This window comes from Nonomuraea sp. CX421 (assembly GCF_059358955.1).
The window spans coordinates 34,408-49,965 of sequence record NZ_JCADBK010000017.1 but is presented as its reverse complement, the minus strand read 5'-3'; the positions used below and the strand labels follow the sequence as shown (position 1 = coordinate 49,965).

Below are 15,558 nucleotides of genomic sequence, written 5' to 3'. Positions count from 1 at the left end.
CGGCTGCCGACCTGGCAGGCAACGGCGTTCACGGTGACGACCCCGACGCCCGCGGCAAGTTCGGCGTCTTCGGCGGTCGCTACGTTCCGGAGGCGCTCATCCCGGCGCTCGACGAGGTCGCCGCGGTCTACGCCAAGGCCAAGGCCGACGACGGCTTCCTGCGCGAGTTCGACCACCTGCTGCGCACGTACGCGGGCAGGCCGACCACGCTGACCGACGTGCCGCGCTTCAGCGAGCAGGCCGGCGGCGCGCGCGTCGTCCTCAAGCGTGAGGACCTCACGCACACCGGCGCCCACAAGATCAACAATGTGATCGGGCAGGCGCTGCTGACCAAGCGCCTCGGCAAGAAGCGGGTGATCGCCGAGACCGGTGCCGGCCAGCACGGCGTGGCCACGGCCACGGCGGCCGCCCTGCTCGGCCTCGAGTGCGTCATCTACATGGGCGCCGTCGACTGCGAGCGCCAGGCCCTCAACGTGGCCAGGATGAAGCTGCTCGGCGCCACCGTGGTGCCCGTCCACAACGGCTCCCAGACGCTCAAGGACGCCATCAACGAGGCGTTCCGCGACTGGGTGACCAACGTCGACACCACCCACTACCTGTTCGGCACCGTCGCCGGGCCGCACCCGTTCCCCGAGATTGTCCGCGACTTCGCGCGCATCATCGGCGTCGAGGCCCGCCGCCAGATGCTGGAGCTGACCGGCAGGCTGCCCGACGCGGTCTGCGCCGCCGTCGGCGGCGGCAGCAACGCGATCGGCATCTTCCACGCCTTCCTCGGTGACGAGGATGTCCGGCTGCACGGCTACGAGGCGGCCGGCCACGGGCTGACCAGCGGAGAGCACGCGCTCACCCTCACCGCCGGCTCGATCGGCGTGCTGCACGGCTCGCGCACCTACGTGCTGCAGGACGACGAGGGCCAGACGATCGAGTCCCACTCGATCTCCGCCGGGCTCGACTACCCGGGCGTCGGCCCCGAGCACGCCTGGCTCAAGGACAGCGGCCGCGCCACCTACCACGGGGTCACCGACGACCAGGCCATGGCGGCGTTCTCGCTGCTGGCCAGGACCGAGGGCATCATCCCGGCGATCGAGTCGGCACACGCCCTGGCCGGGGCGCTGGAGCTGGGCCGCGAGCTGGGCCCCGAGGCGACCATCCTGGTCAACCTCTCCGGGCGGGGCGACAAGGACATGGGCACGGCGATGAAGTACTTCAACCTCTGACGGCTCGCCGGCGCGAGCCGCCCCGACCCCGGGCGCTCGCGTCAAGCGCTTTCCCGCCGCACCGGAGCCGAGGCATCCTGGGAGAGGTACGACGGGCTACGGCACCATGGCAAGAACGGCGGCGAAGCGGCCTCGACCACTGAGAACGGACGATCATGACTACTCTTCAGACGGTGTTCGCCAAGGCGAAGGCGGACAACCGGGCCGCGCTCGTCGGCTACCTGCCCGCCGGCTTCCCGTCCAAGGACGGCGCGATCGCGGCCGCAACCGCCCTGGTCGAGGCCGGTTGCGACGTCATCGAGATCGGTCTGCCCTACTCCGACCCGCTGATGGACGGGCCCACCATCCAGGACGCGGTGCACCGCTCGCTGACCAACGGCACCCGCATCGCCGACGTCATGCGCACGGTCGAGGGCGTGGCGGCAACCGGCGCGGCCACGCTCGTCATGACCTACTGGAACCCGATCGACCGCTACGGCGCCGAGCGGTTCGCCCGTGACCTGGCCGCCGCGGGCGGAGTCGGCACGATCACGCCCGACCTGACGCCCGAAGAGTCCACGGAGTGGCTGGAGGCGTCGGCCGGGGCCGGCATCGACACCGTCTTCCTGGTGGCCCCCAGTTCCACCGAGGCGCGCATCCAGGCGGTCGCCGACTGTTGCACCGGCTTCGTCTACGCCGCGTCCCTGATGGGCGTCACGGGCGCCCGGGAGACCGTCAACGTGGCCGCCGAAGACCTGGTCAAGCGCACCCGGGCCCACACCGACCTGCCGGTCTGCGTGGGCCTCGGCGTCGGCACCGGCGCGCAGGCCGCCGAGGTCGCCTCCTACGCCGACGGCGTGATCGTCGGCTCGGCATTCATCCGGCGCATGCTCGACGCGCCCGACGAGGCGGCCGGGCGCGCCTCCATCGGGGAGCTGGCGCGCGAGATGGCCCAAGCGGTCCGCACCCGCGCCTGATCCCTTCCCGACGCCATGGGCGCCGCGGATCTGGTCGCTCCCGGTGCCCCACCGTCGAGGGCGGTCGACTTACTTCCGGGTCAACCTCGGCCGGGTGCCCGGCGTCGTATCCGTTGTGGATCTTGCCAGGTTCCGGAGACTGCGCGTCGCGGCAGCGGCCGTCATCCTGTCGTTCACCCTCGGCGTCTTCGACCAGCTGAGGGCGCCCGCCCTGCCGATGCCGGCCCGGGCCGCCGCCTCGGTCGAGGAGATCGCCGAGCGGCTGCGCGGGCACCTCGACGACGACGTCACCTACGCTCCCTACGTCACCCTCCCCGGCACCCCCCTCCTGCTGTGGTGCTGGCCGGAGAGCATCGAGTCGCGGCTGCCGCCCGAGGGGGTGCCCGCCTACAGCGGTCGACTGGTTCTCCCTACGCTGGACGAGGCGCTGGAGGTACGGTTCTGGATCACCTCCCCCGAGGCGGCGGTCGGCGCGGTGGCGGCGGCCCGCCGTGGCACCGAGGAGTGCGGCCACTCCGACGATCACGTGCTCAGGGATGTGGCCGGGTTCGACCAGTGGGGATGGCGAGGCGTACAGGCCCTGGTGACCACGGATGTGTGGACGGAGGACGGCGACTCGGGCGCCGGGGCGACGGTCGTGGCAGCCCGTGGTGGGCTGCTGGCAGAGGTGACGTGGGTCTGGCCGTTCGAGCCGGACGGCGAGCCGGACCGGCAGGTGCTGCTCCAGGGCGCCGCTGCGGCCGTGTCCGTGCTGGCCGCCGTAGGCGGCGACCCTGCCCGCCCCTTGCCCGCCGCGACGGCGCGCTCGGCTTCGGCCGCGATGGCCGCGGCCCTGCCTCCGCCGTCCGCGTACGGCAAGAACATGATGTCGTGGCCGGGCCCATGGAACGCGCCCGGCTCGCACGAGCTGGTCTGCGGCGACGTCTTCTTCGAGAGCAACGCCTACGACGGCGCGCCCGCCGTCACCCGCCGACTGATCGGTGAGGTCTCGGTCCGCGAGGACGTGCTGGTCCTGCCCGACGAGCACAGCGCCGAACAGGCACGCACCAAGCCGCTGAACTGGAGCGGCTGGTGCCATTCCGAGGACATCGCGCCGGTCTACAGCGTCAGCCCCGGCCTCGAACCCTTCACCAGCGGTCCGTGGACGGGTGAGATCAGGACCTTCGCCGTGGGACGCCCCGAGCCGCCGCGCCGGTCCAACGGCGCCATCCGCGACTCGGTCGCGCACATCGCGGTAGGTGTGCGCCGTGGCACCCACCGTGGTCTATCTTCGCGGGCAGGGATCGGCCGGAACCGACCCGGCCGCCGCCCTGTGCGCCGGTCGCGCCGCCCTCACCCGCACGCTCGACCGCCTGCCCACCAGCGGCTGACACACCGTCGATGCCCTCGGCCTGACTGTGATCTTGGTGACCTCACCCTGGGTGCCCACTGCCTTGACCGACCCGCATTCCCGCAAGTCTGGGCCGACCCGCGTGAGCCTGGGCCGATCCTGAGTGCTGGGCAAGGTTGGTCCGGGTGGCCGTAAGGGCGGTCTGGGTGGGCGCTGGTCTGCGCTGACCTTGGTGGCTGCAGGTCTGCGCTGGCCTGGGCCGCCTCTCTGGGTTGGTCTGGGTGGCCGCGGAGGCGGGTGGGCGTTCCGGCCGACCGCGATTGCCTGGGGTCTGGTGTTTTTCGCCTTCGGCGTTGTTGCGGGCGCGGGGTACTTGGCACGGTCTTAAGTCGGCCGGAACGCCCACCCGCCTCCGCTTCACTGCCCCCGCCGTCCTGTCTGCCCGCCGCAGAACGGGCCGGGGTCCGTCGCCTTCCTTCCCGCCGATGCTGAAGCGCCCGTTTCCGGCTCTTGGCCTGCTCGCCGTAGCTGAAGCCGTCACTTGCCGGCGCAGTGCGGGCCGGGCGCCGTAGTCGTGGTTCGTACGGAGAAGGATCTGCCCTTGGAAGAGTGGGGGACTTTGCAGGTGTTGGAGAATGCGGTGATCAACCCGCGCTGTGCCGGAAAGTTCGGGCTTCAGCTACGGCGATGAGCCACGAAGAAGCGGTACGAGTGCTTCAGCATCGGCGGGTATCCAGGGCGACGGACCTCGGCCCGGACTACGGCGACCAGGTGGGTGGGGCGGACACCCTGGAGCGGAGGCGGGTGGGCGTTCCGGCCGACTTAAGACCGTGCCAAGTACCCCGGCGCCCGACCAAGGCCGGAGGCCGGGATCACCAGACCCCGGGCAATCGCGGTCGGCCGGAACGCCCACCCGCCTCCGCGGCACCGACGGCTCATGGCAGGTGCGCGCGGCGCGATTCGCTGAACGGGTGGGCGCTGGCGGCTGCCCGGAACCGCTGGTAGGCATAGTGACCAGCGGTTTCCGGACATGTGCCCACCCGGTACGGTGGACAGGAGCGAAATACGTCTTAGCCCATGCTTATCCGCAGCGTGATCGGATGGCTCCGGGTACTGTGCGCATCTCGGCGCAGAGACAAGGAGAAGGCCCGTGACCGCGTCGCAACCGTCGCACCATGTGCGAGCAGCGATACCCTGGGTGACGACCGCCGCCCGGCTCGTTCTGGGCGTTGTGCTGATAGCGGCCGGCTGGCTCAAGATCGGCAACCCGTCCGACTCCGTCGTGGCGGTCAAGGCATACCGGTTGCTGCCCGACTCGATCGCCACGACCGTGGGCTACGGCCTGCCGATCCTGGAGGTCGTGGTCGGTGTTCTGCTGGTCGTCGGCCTGCTGACCCGGGTGGCCGGAGTGATCGCCGCGCTGCTCATGCTGGCGTTCGTCTTCGGCATCGCCTGGGCGTGGGCCAATGGCCTGCGGATCGACTGCGGCTGCTTCGGCGGCGGAGGCGAGCTCGCGGCCGGACAGGAGCCGAGCTACCTGCTCGACATCGTCCGCGACTTCGGCCTGGTGCTGCTGGGTGCCTGGACCGTGTGGTTCCCGCCTGGACGCTTCGCGCTCGACTCGCCTCTCGGCCTGGCGGGCGGGGAACGCGTACTCGACCTTGAAGAGGAGACTGCCTGATGGGCAAGGGCGACCGCCAGAAGTCGGCGCGTGACAAGATCAGGGAGCAGCAGGCCGCCGATCGCAAGCGGGAGCAGCGCAAACGTGTCACGACGTACGTGACCGTGGGTGTGATCGCGCTGGCGGCGGTCGGGGCCGGCTGGCTGTACGCCGCCAACAGGTCACAGTCGGAGGAGGCGGGCGGCGCGCTGGCGCCGATCACCGTTCAGCCCGACGGCGGCGTGGTGATGGCCAGGCAGGGTGTCACGAAGCCGGTCATCGACATCTACGAGGACTTCCAGTGTCCGGCCTGCAAGCAGCTGGAGGAGGTGAGCGGGCAGACCTTCAAGAACCTCGCGGCCGAGGGCAAGGCCAAGGTGGTCTACCACCCCATCACGATCTTCAGCCAGGACCCGACGCGGGGCAACTCGATCCGCGCGGGCGCCGCGTCCCGCTGCGTGAGCGACGGCAAGCAGTGGTCCGCCTACCACACCCTTCTGTTCGACAACCAGCCCAGCGAGACCGCCCAGGGCTTCAAGATCGACGATCTGCTCGCGTGGGGCAAGGACGCGGGGGTGACCTCGCCCGACTTCGAGAGCTGCGTCACCAGCCAGAAGTACGCGCAGGCCCAGGCCGCCTACAGTGACAAGATCGGCAAGGAGCAGAAAATCGAGGGCACGCCGACCGTCAAGCTCGACGGCCGGCCACTGGACAACTCCGTCGCCTTCGCGCCACAGCAACTGCGCGATCAGGTCACGGGGGCGGCCAAGTAGCCCCAGCGTCCGCTACCCTCACCTGACATGCCCCTTGCCTCGATTCCCAGCCCTTCCGAGGGGGTCTGGTATCTCGGATTCGTTCCGATCCGGGCCTATGCCCTGTGCATCGTCCTCGGAGTCGTCGTCGCCGTCTGGCTGAGCGAGCGCCGCTGGCGCGCCCGCGGCGGCCAGGCGGGCACGATCATCGACATCGCTGTGCCCGCGGTGATCTTCGGCCTCGTCGGCGGCCGCCTCTACCATGTCATCACCGACTGGCAGACCTACTTCGGCCCGCGCGCGATCAAGGAGCCCTACCAGGCGCTGTTCATCTGGGAGGGCGGGCTGGGCATCTGGGGCGCGATCGCGCTCGGCGGCGTGGGCGTGTGGCTGGCCTGCCGCCGCCGCGGGCTGTCCCTCGGCGCCGTGGCCGACACCGTCGCGCCGGGCATCGCGTTCGCCCAGGCGATCGGGCGCTGGGGCAACTGGTTCAACCAGGAGCTGTACGGTTCGCCGACCACGCTGCCGTGGGGCCTGGAGATCGACCCCGACCACGGCGGCGAGCCCGGCGTGCTCTACCACCCGACCTTCCTGTACGAGTCGATCTGGAACCTGGCGCTCGGCTTCGCGCTGATCTTCGTGGGCAGGCGGTTCGCGCTGCACCATGGGCGGCTGTTCGCCGTCTACGTCGCCGGCTACACCTTCGGCCGCTTCTGGATCGAGGGGCTGCGGATCGACCCGGTCGGCGGAGTCGATCACGCGGTGCACTTCCTGGGGCTGCGGATCAACCAGTGGACCTCGATCGTGCTGTTCGTCGGCGCGCTGGTCTACATCTGGGTCACCCGCCGCAAGGACACCGAGGAGATCGTCGTCACGCCGGGCCGCGACGGCTCAGACCACCAGGCCGATCCCGCCCACCAGGCGGATCAGGCCGACGACGTGGATCAGGCCCACCAGGATGATCAGGATGATCAGGGGGACCACGCGGACCGGGCTGACCACCAGGCTGACCGGGCCGGTCAGGCGGATCAGGCTGATGCGGCCGGTGACTCGGGCGGCTCTTCGTCCGATGGTTCCGGCGACACCCAGGCGTCCGTCGTTTCCGCCGACGCCGATGGTTCCGGGGAGACCGGTGCGAGTGTGCGACAGGCCGTGCCGGAGGAGAAGAACGCGCGATGAGTCAGCGCGCGGAGAGGCACCACCAGCACCGCGACGTGACCGGCGGCTGGCTGCGGCCGTCGGTGTTCGGGGCGATGGACGGCCTGGTGTCCAACTTCGCGCTCATCGCCGGCGTCGCGGGCGGCACCGCCAACACCAAGATCATCGCTCTGGCGGGCGTCGCCGGGCTGGCGGCGGGCGCCTTCTCGATGGCCGGCGGCGAGTTCGTCTCGGTGGCCAGCCAGCGTGAGCTCGCCCTGGCCGAGATCGCCGTCGAGCGGCGCGAGCTCGAACGCAACCCCGAGGACGAGCGGGACGAGCTGGCCCAGGACTTCGTCGACAAGGGCGTCCAGCCGGAGCTCGCCGGGCAGGTGGCCGACCAGATCTCGCGCGACCCGGAGCAGGCCCTGCAGGTCCACACCCGCAACGAGCTGGGCATCGACCCGCACGACCTGCCATCGCCACGGCTGGCCGCCCTCTGGTCGTTCCTGTCGTTCTCCGTCGGCGCGGTGCTGCCGCTGCTGCCCTACCTGTTCGGCGTCACGAGCCTGTGGCTGTCGGCGATCGTCTCCTGCTTGGCCCTGTTCGGCGCGGGCGCGCTGGTGTCGGCGGTGACGGCGCGCTCCTGGTGGTACTCCGGCCTGCGCCAGCTCGTCGTCGGCGCGCTCGCGGCCGCGCTCACCTACGGGCTCGGCAGCCTGATCGGGGCGTCGGGGCTGTGAGCGGGCCGAGACAGGCTCCGCGCACCGGCCCCAGACCGGCCACGCGCAAGCGGCGCCGCACCCCGCGTTCCGACTGGCAGCTGCCGCTGCTCACCGACTGGGGAGTGCCGCCCGAGCGGCAGAAACTCCTGGTTGTCATCACCTCCGTCGTGGGCGTGCTCGCCCTGGCGTCCGGGTTCGTCGCGTTCGTCGTCACGCTCGGCGACTACGCGCCCGAGCGGCGGGCCAGCGCGGCCATGTTCGGCACCGACGTGGTGATCCCCGAGGTCTACCACGGCTGGCCGTCGCCCAAGCTGTTCCAGCCGGTCACCGACCGGGCCAAGGACGGCAAGGCGCTCACCCAGAAGGAGGTGTTCGGGCACAGAACGCTCAACGGCGAGAAGAAGCTCACGCTCAAGCTCGTCGCGCACAAGCTCGACACCGACTGCGCCGCCGCCCTCTGGGGCCGGCAGTTGCTCGACGCGGTGGCCGAGGCCGAGTGCAGCCAGGCGGCGCGCGGCGTCTACACCAGCTCCGATGGCCGCTACGTCGCCCAGTACACCCTGCTCAACCTGCGCGACGGCCAGGCCGCCAACGCGCTCGTCGAGGCGCTGAAGACCGGCTACCGGGGCGGCTGGACCCGCCTGCTCGCCAGTGACCAGGCGTCCTTCCCGCAGGGCGCCCACACCGAGGGCGGCGGCTACGCGCTGGGCCACTACGTCGGGCTGGTCTGGATCGGCCGGGCCGACGGCGCGGAGCCCACGGCCAGGGACGACTTCGTGTCGCTCGCGCTGACCCTGCGGGGCGCGGAGAAGGCGGTCTACCGGCGGGTCGTCGCGATCACGGGGCCGGGGTCGTGACGCGCCGCCACCTCGTCATCCCGCTCGCCGCCACCACCGTGCTCGCGGTGCTGGCCGCGGGCGCCTGGCTGCTCCTGGGCCGCGACCGGCCCCGGCCGGCGGTCTTCCGAGCCGAACCCACCTCGGCCCTCTACGCGGTCATCGACTCACGCCAGGCCGACACCAGGCCGCTGACCCTGGACGAGGTCTTCACGCCCGCCAACCGGACACTGGGGCCGCTCAGCCGGGTCTCGGCCGAGGAGTTCGACGACTGCGGCCAACTCCTGTGGGGAGCCGACGCCGCCGGCTGCACGCAGGCGTTGCGGGCCACCTACACCGGCCCTTCGGGAGCCGGGCAGTTCGTCATCTTCAACCTGCCCGACGGGCGTTCGGCGGACGCCCTGGTGGCCGGGCTCGCCAAGGACGGCTTCGTCCAGCAGGCCGTCTCCTTCGACCCGCGCCACAGCCGGGCGGCGGTGCGCGCGCTGGGCCACTACGTCACGGTCAGCTGGGCCGGGGCCGCCGGGCCGCGGGCCGCGACCGAGCTGGTCGCCAACCTCATCGCCCTCGACCGCCTGGGCCGCGTGGTGCAGTCACGGGTGCTGGCCGCGGGCTGACGCGCGGGCGTCAGGTCGTGCCCGACAGCGCGGCCACCGTGGTGGCGACCTGCGCGCGCAGGCCGGCCAGGCGGTGCAGCGGCGCCTCCAGCGGGGTGAGCGCCTCGCACCAGGGGGCCACCTGGCCGATCAGCGCGCGGGCTTCGTTCTTGGTGAGCGCCCCTCCCTGGGCGCGGGCCACCGCGATGAGGCCCTCGCGCCAGGTGTTGGCCAGCTTGCCGTGGCCGTTGTCGAGGATGCGGCGCAGCACCAGGTCGGCGTCGCCGGTGGGCTGCGGGCGGCGTACGGCGTCGAGGCCGCCGTCGGCGGGCGCGCACGTGTAGACGGCGGACAGCACGTCGGGCAGCGGCGGCGGGTCCGTCACCAGCACGCGCACGTGAGCGGCGCGGGTGGCGAGCAGGAGGCGCGGAAGGGCGGCCTCCAGGCCGGGAGGGACGGCGACGGCCACGCTGGCCGGCGCGGTCGCGTGCGGCTTGGCCAGCCAGGTCGAGAGCCTCGTCCGCGGCTGGGTCAGCTCCTTGGGCCAGTCGCCGACCAGCAACTCGGCGTCGCCGGCCGCCGAGGGCAGGGCGGCCGGGGCCGACTCGACCGACTGGGGCCCCTGGGTGTAGATGGCGGTGGAGAGGCGGTCGAGGCGGGCCGTGACGGCGGGCCGGGTCTTGCCGGTGGGGCAGAGGAGATAGAGGTCGGCGGCGGAGCCGATCGCCTCGGCCCCGAAATAGCGGTTGAAGTCGGGATAGATGGCCTCATAGACCAGGTTGAGGTCCGCGAGCGAGCTCTGCACCTTCAGTGCCAGCGCGGGTGTGCGCTCGCTGGCGCCGTAGGCCAGCGCGACGCGCCCACCCGGCTTGAGGCCTTCGAGCGCGCGGGCCACGAACAGCCCCACCCCCTCCGGTGTGTACGGCGGGTCGGTGATGGCCAGGTCGTGGCCGGTCGCGGACGGCGGCAGGCCCAGCCGCAGGTCGGCCCAGCGGGTGCGGACGCCCAGGTCCTGCTCGTCGAGGTAGGCCAGGATGCGCTCGTCGATGTCGACCACCGTGACGTCGGTCTCGGGGTGGACCAGCTTGACGGCCAGGGAGGTCAGGTCGTGGTCGCCGACGCACAGCAGCCGCGAGCCCGGCAGCCAGAACCGGGCGCCGAGCAGCAGGGCCCGGCGCAGCACCGTCTCGGGCGTCGCCGCGACGTGGTCGAGGACGTGGCGGCCGCGCGGGGCCTTGGCGACCAGGTCCTCGAGGCGCTCCAGCACGTGGCGGTAGTGGGGGACCAGGTGGGCCACCGGGTCCTCGGGAGGCGGTGCCATGGCCAGCAGGTGCTGGTAGCCGGGGGTGTGGGGGAGCGGCACCCGGAACCGGTCGCCGGAGCGCTCCAGCTCCACCTCGCGCAGCAGCTCCTCGATCGTCCGCCTCGACGTCGCCGTCTCGCGCACCAGGTCGGCCAGGGCCCACCACTGGCCGTCGCAGAGGAGCGTCAGCGCGTGCCTGAGCCGCCTGCTGTCCGCTCCGGCCTCGCCGAGCAGGTGTTCGACGCCCTCACGATCCATGGGGCCAACCCTATCGGCAGGAGGTTCGGGGAATTCCGGCCACATATCTCGGCGTTTGGGACATATGGTGCCGAATGTCGGGATGGCGGCAAGGTTCGCAATGTGGACGTGGTGGGCACCATTCCGGCAGGGTGATGTAACCTCTACCCACAACGCGCAGCAGGGCCAACGTCGTCCCCGCCTGTAGAGCAGTTCAAGACAGACGAAGACGACGGGAGGGATTCAATGCCTGCTGCCCACCTCGGGTTCCCCGAGCCTCAGGGCCTCTACCACCCCGCCAACGAGCATGACGCCTGCGGTGTGGCCATGGTCGCCGACGTCGCGGGCCGCCGGGGGCACGGGATCGTGGCGAAGGCCCTGACGGCGCTGCTCAACCTTGATCATCGGGGGGCCAAGGGTAGCGAGCCGGACACCGGAGACGGAGCGGGGATCCTCACCCAGATCCCCGACACGCTGTTGCGCACGAGCGTGGACTTCCCGCTGCCGGAGGCCGGACGCTATGCCGCGGGCATGGCCTTCCTGCCGATCGACGACGAGGCGCGCCGCATCGGCGTCGAGATGATCGAGGAGATCGCCGCCGAAGAGGGGCTGCGGGTGCTGGGCTGGCGCGAGGTGCCGGTCGACCGCGCCCTGCCCGGCCCCAGCGCGCGGGCCGTGATGCCGCACTTCATGCAGCTGTTCGTGGCCGGCCCCGGCGACGAGTCGGGGCTGGAGCTCGACCGGCTGGCGTTCTGCCTGCGCAAGCGGGCCGAGCACGAGGTGGACGTCTACTTCCCCTCGCTGAGCTCCCGGACCATCGTCTACAAGGGGATGCTCACGCCCGAGCAGGTCGAGCCGTTCTTCCCCGACCTGTCCGACGAGCGCTACGAGACCGCGATCGCGCTGGTCCACTCGCGCTTCTCGACCAACACGTTCCCGAGCTGGCCGCTGGCCCACCCCTACCGGTACATCGCGCACAACGGCGAGATCAACACGGTCAAGGGCAACCGCAACTGGATGCGGGCTCGCGAGGCGATGCTGTCGTCGGCGCACATCCCGGGCGATTTGTCACGACTTTTCCCCATCTGCGACCCGGACGCGAGCGACACCGCCTCCTTCGACGAGGTCCTGGAGCTGCTCCACATCGGCGGCCGGAGCCTGCCGCACGCCGTGCTCATGATGATCCCCGAGGCGTGGGAGAACCACACCGAGATGGATCCCGCCCGGCGGGCCTTCTACGAGTTCCACTCCTCGATGATGGAGGCCTGGGACGGCCCCGCCTCCATCACGTTCACCGACGGCACCCTGGCCGGAGCCGTGCTCGACCGCAACGGCCTGCGCCCCGGCCGCTTCTGGGTGACCGCCGACGGCCTGGTCGTGCTGGCCTCCGAGGCCGGCGTGCTCGACTTCGCGCCCGGCGAGGTGGTCCGCAAGGGCCGCCTGCAGCCCGGCCGGATGTTCCTCATCGACACCGCCCGCGGCAAGATCATCGAGGACGACGAGATCAAGGCCGATCTCGCCGCCTCCCAGCCGTACGAGGACTGGCTGCACGCAGGGCTGGTGCGCTTCGAGGAGCTGCCCGCGCGGCAGCGGGAGATCCCCACGCACGAGGCCCTCATCAGGCGCCAGCAGACCTTCGGCTACACCGAGGAGGAGCTGCGCGTCATCCTGTCGCCGATGGCCAGGACCGGCATCGAGCCGATCGGCTCGATGGGCACCGACACGCCCGTCGCCGTGCTGAGCGAGAAGCCGAGGCTGCTGTTCGACTACTTCACGCAGCTGTTCGCGCAGGTCACGAACCCGCCCCTGGACGCCATCCGCGAGGAGCTGGTGACCTCGCTGGCCAGCGTGCTCGGGCCCGAGGGCAACCTGCTCGACCCGGGGCCCACGTCCTGCCGCCAGCTCGTCCTGCCGTACCCGGTGATCGACAACGACGAGCTCGCGAAGATCATCCACATCAACGACGAGCACGACCTGCCCGGATTCCACCCGCACGTGGTCTCCGGCCTCTACCAGGTGTCGGGCGGCGGCGAGGCGATGCTGCACCGCCTGGAGGAGATCCGCGCCGAGGTGTCCCAGGCGATCGCCGACGGCGCGCGGATCATCGTGCTGTCCGACCGGGGCTCCTCCGCAGCGCTCGCGCCCATCCCGTCGCTGCTGCTCACGGGCGCCGTACACCATCACCTGATCCAGGAGAAGACCCGCACCAAGATCGGGCTCGTCATCGAGACCGGCGAGGCGCGCGAGTGCCACCACATGGCGCTGCTCATCGGCTACGGCGCGGGCGCGGTCAACCCCTACCTCGCGATCGAGACCGTCGAGGACCTGGTCGACACCGGCGCCCTGCAGGTCGACAAGCGCAAGGCCGTGCGCAACCTGATCAAGGCGTACGGCAAGGGCGTGATCAAGGTCATGTCGAAGATGGGCGTCTCGACCGTCGCCTCCTACACCGGCGCGCAGATCTTCGAGGCGCTCGGCCTGAGCCAGGAGGTCATCGACTCCTGCTTCACCGGCACCACCTCGCGGCTCGGCGGCGTCGGCTTCGACGTCCTGGCCCGCGAGAGCGCCGAACGGCACCGCCACGCCTACCCGCGGGCGGCCAACGCGCACCGCAAGCTCCAGGTCGGCGGCGAGTACCAGTGGCGGCGCGAGGGCGAGCCGCACCTGTTCAACCCCGAGACCGTCTTCAAGCTGCAGCACGCCACCAGGACCCGCCGCTACGAGATCTTCAAGGAGTACACCGAGCAGGTGGACTCCCAGGCCGAGCGGCTCATGACGTTGCGCGGGCTGTTCAGGTTCAAGCAGGGCAGGACGCCGGTCCCGATCGAGGAGGTCGAGCCGGTCTCCGAGATCGTCAAGCGGTTCTCCACCGGCGCGATGTCGTACGGCTCGATCTCGATGGAGGCGCACGAGACGCTCGCCATCGCGATGAACCGGCTCGGCGGCAAGTCCAACACCGGCGAGGGCGGCGAGGACCCCGAGCGCCTCTACGACGAGAACCGGCGCAGCGCCATCAAGCAGGTGGCCTCCGGACGCTTCGGCGTCACCAGCGAATACCTGGTCAACGCCGCCGACCTGCAGATCAAGATGGCCCAGGGCGCCAAGCCCGGTGAGGGCGGCCAGCTGCCTGGCCACAAGGTCTACCCGTGGATCGCCAAGACCCGGCACTCCACGCCCGGCGTCGGCCTCATCTCGCCGCCGCCGCACCACGACATCTACTCGATCGAGGACCTGGCCCAGCTCATCCACGACCTGAAGAACGCCAACCCCGACGCGCGCGTGCACGTCAAGCTCGTGGCCGAGGTCGGCGTCGGCACGGTCGCGGCGGGCGTGTCCAAGGCGCACGCCGACGTGGTGCTCATCTCCGGGCACGACGGCGGCACCGGCGCCTCGCCGCTCACCTCGCTCAAGCACGCGGGCGCGCCGTGGGAGCTCGGCCTGGCCGAGACGCAGCAGACGCTGCTGCTCAACGGGCTGCGCGACCGCATCGTGGTGCAGGTCGACGGCCAGCTCAAGACCGGTCGCGACGTGGTCATCGCGGCGCTGCTCGGCGCCGAGGAGTACGGCTTCGCCACCGCCCCGCTGGTCGTGTCCGGCTGCGTGATGATGCGCGTCTGCCACCTCGACACCTGCCCGGTGGGCGTCGCCACGCAGAACCCCGAGCTGCGCAAGCGGTTCACCGGCAAGCCCGAGTTCGTGGTCAACTTCTTCGAGTTCATCGCCGAGGAGATCCGCGAATACCTGGCCGAGCTGGGCTTCCGCTCGCTCGACGAGGCGATCGGGCACGTCGAGCTGCTCGACGTGTCCGCTGCCGAGCACCACTGGAAGGCCGGCGGTCTCGACCTGTCGCCGATCCTGCACCAGCCGGAGCTGCCGGCGGGCACGCCGCTGCGCCGCACCGCCGAGCAGGACCACGGCCTGCGGCACGCGCTCGACAACACGCTGATCCAGCTGGCCGAGGGCGCCCTCAACCAGGGCACGCCGGTCACGCTGGAGCTGCCCATCCGCAACGTGAACCGCACGGTCGGCACCATGCTCGGCCACCAGGTCACCAAGCGCCACGGCGGCGCCGGCCTGCCGGACAACACGATCGACATCGGGTTCACCGGCTCGGCCGGCAACTCGTTCGGGGCGTTCATGCCGCGCGGCATCACGCTGCGGCTCACCGGCGACGCGAACGACTACCTGGGCAAGGGCCTGTCGGGCGGGCGCATCACGCTCCGTCCGCACGAGGAGGCCCCGCTGGACGGCCAGATCATCGCCGGCAACGTCGCCCTCTACGGCGCGACGTCCGGAGAGGCGTTCATCCGCGGTGTCGTCGGTGAGCGGTTCTGCGTGCGCAACTCCGGCGCCACGGCCGTCGTCGAGGGCGTCGGCGACCACGGCTGCGAGTACATGACCGGCGGCAAGACCGTCGTGCTCGGCCCGACCGGCCGCAACTTCGCGGCGGGCATGTCCGGTGGCATCGCCTACCTGCTCGACCTCAGGCCCGAACGCGTCAACCGCGAGATGGTCGCCATCGAGGAGCTCACCGAGGAGGACGGCGAGTTCCTGCGCGAGACGGTCGAGAAGCACTTCGCCGAGACCGGCTCGCCGGTGGCCAAGGAGCTCCTGGCCGACTGGCACGCCGCGCTCGGCCGGTTCGGCAAGATCATGCCGACCGACTACCAGCGCGTGCTGCGGGCGGCCGAGGCGGCCCGCCTCGAAGGCCGCGACATCGACGAGGCCGTCATGGCGGCCGCGGTCCAGTCATGACCCGCCGCGACCGGCCGCGCCTCGACGGGCGGCCCGTCCCGGCGGCGACAGGCA

The 15,558-nt window shown here is 71.3% G+C and carries 11 protein-coding genes; 10 read left to right on the top strand and 1 reads right to left on the bottom strand.

Annotated features, from left to right (window positions below; genetic code table 11):
• Positions 1-11 precede the first annotated feature (11 nt).
• From trpB to AC5L3X_RS26855, 9 genes are all read left to right on the top strand, one after another.
• Positions 12-1,217, top strand: a complete 1,206-nt coding sequence (gene trpB, locus AC5L3X_RS26895) for a tryptophan synthase subunit beta (protein ID WP_494860648.1) — start codon at positions 12-14, stop codon at positions 1,215-1,217.
• Positions 1,218-1,372: 155 nt separating this feature from the next.
• Positions 1,373-2,173, top strand: coding sequence for a tryptophan synthase subunit alpha (gene trpA, locus AC5L3X_RS26890; protein WP_494860551.1), 801 nt, complete (start codon positions 1,373-1,375; stop codon positions 2,171-2,173).
• A gap of 115 nt (positions 2,174-2,288) precedes the next feature.
• The gene (locus tag AC5L3X_RS26885; protein ID WP_494860549.1) at positions 2,289-3,698 is read left to right on the top strand and encodes a hypothetical protein; all 1,410 of its coding nucleotides are present in this window, start codon (positions 2,289-2,291) and stop codon (positions 3,696-3,698) included.
• 955 nt (positions 3,699-4,653) lie between these two features.
• Positions 4,654-5,184, top strand: a complete 531-nt coding sequence (locus tag AC5L3X_RS26880) for a MauE/DoxX family redox-associated membrane protein (RefSeq protein WP_494860548.1) — start codon at positions 4,654-4,656, stop codon at positions 5,182-5,184.
• A complete protein-coding gene (locus AC5L3X_RS26875; RefSeq protein ID WP_494860547.1) occupies positions 5,184-5,936 on the top strand; it encodes a DsbA family protein in 753 nt (250 codons plus the stop codon). The genes AC5L3X_RS26880 and AC5L3X_RS26875 overlap by 1 nt, the downstream gene beginning before the upstream one ends.
• Before the next feature lie 27 nt (positions 5,937-5,963).
• On the top strand, positions 5,964-7,094 hold the full coding sequence (lgt, locus tag AC5L3X_RS26870) for a prolipoprotein diacylglyceryl transferase (protein ID WP_494860546.1): 1,131 nt from the start codon (positions 5,964-5,966) through the stop codon (positions 7,092-7,094).
• A complete protein-coding gene (locus tag AC5L3X_RS26865) occupies positions 7,091-7,795 on the top strand; it encodes a VIT1/CCC1 transporter family protein (protein ID WP_494860544.1) in 705 nt (234 codons plus the stop codon). Before lgt ends, AC5L3X_RS26865 begins: the two co-directional genes overlap by 4 nt.
• The gene (locus AC5L3X_RS26860; protein WP_494860543.1) at positions 7,792-8,634 is read left to right on the top strand and encodes a hypothetical protein; all 843 of its coding nucleotides are present in this window, start codon (positions 7,792-7,794) and stop codon (positions 8,632-8,634) included. The genes AC5L3X_RS26865 and AC5L3X_RS26860 overlap by 4 nt, the downstream gene beginning before the upstream one ends.
• Positions 8,631-9,230, top strand: a complete 600-nt coding sequence (locus AC5L3X_RS26855) for a hypothetical protein (protein ID WP_494860541.1) — start codon at positions 8,631-8,633, stop codon at positions 9,228-9,230. Before AC5L3X_RS26860 ends, AC5L3X_RS26855 begins: the two co-directional genes overlap by 4 nt.
• Before the next feature lie 10 nt (positions 9,231-9,240).
• Here AC5L3X_RS26855 and AC5L3X_RS26850 read toward each other — a convergent pair whose 3' ends face one another.
• The gene (locus tag AC5L3X_RS26850; RefSeq protein WP_494860539.1) at positions 9,241-10,770 is read right to left on the bottom strand and encodes a bis-aminopropyl spermidine synthase family protein; all 1,530 of its coding nucleotides are present in this window, start codon (positions 10,768-10,770) and stop codon (positions 9,241-9,243) included.
• Positions 10,771-10,995: 225 nt separating this feature from the next.
• On the opposite strand from AC5L3X_RS26850, the gene gltB reads away from it, so the two are divergent.
• Entirely contained in the window at positions 10,996-15,504 is a 4,509-nt protein-coding gene (gltB, locus tag AC5L3X_RS26845) for a glutamate synthase large subunit (protein ID WP_494860538.1), read from the top strand.
• Positions 15,505-15,558 lie beyond the last annotated feature (54 nt).

What these genes read in the sequence shown, in the direction of transcription:
- trpA (WP_494860551.1), top strand. Translation starts at nt 1,373, where the DNA reads ATGACTACTCTTCAGACGGTGTTCGCCAAGGCGAAGGCGGACAACCGG.
- AC5L3X_RS26875 (WP_494860547.1), top strand. Translation starts at nt 5,184, where the DNA reads ATGGGCAAGGGCGACCGCCAGAAGTCGGCGCGTGACAAGATCAGGGAG.
- lgt (WP_494860546.1), top strand. Translation starts at nt 5,964, where the DNA reads ATGCCCCTTGCCTCGATTCCCAGCCCTTCCGAGGGGGTCTGGTATCTC.
- AC5L3X_RS26865 (WP_494860544.1), top strand. Translation starts at nt 7,091, where the DNA reads ATGAGTCAGCGCGCGGAGAGGCACCACCAGCACCGCGACGTGACCGGC.
- AC5L3X_RS26850 (WP_494860539.1), bottom strand. Translation starts at nt 10,770, where the DNA reads ATGGATCGTGAGGGCGTCGAACACCTGCTCGGCGAGGCCGGAGCGGAC.
- gltB (WP_494860538.1), top strand. Translation starts at nt 10,996, where the DNA reads ATGCCTGCTGCCCACCTCGGGTTCCCCGAGCCTCAGGGCCTCTACCAC.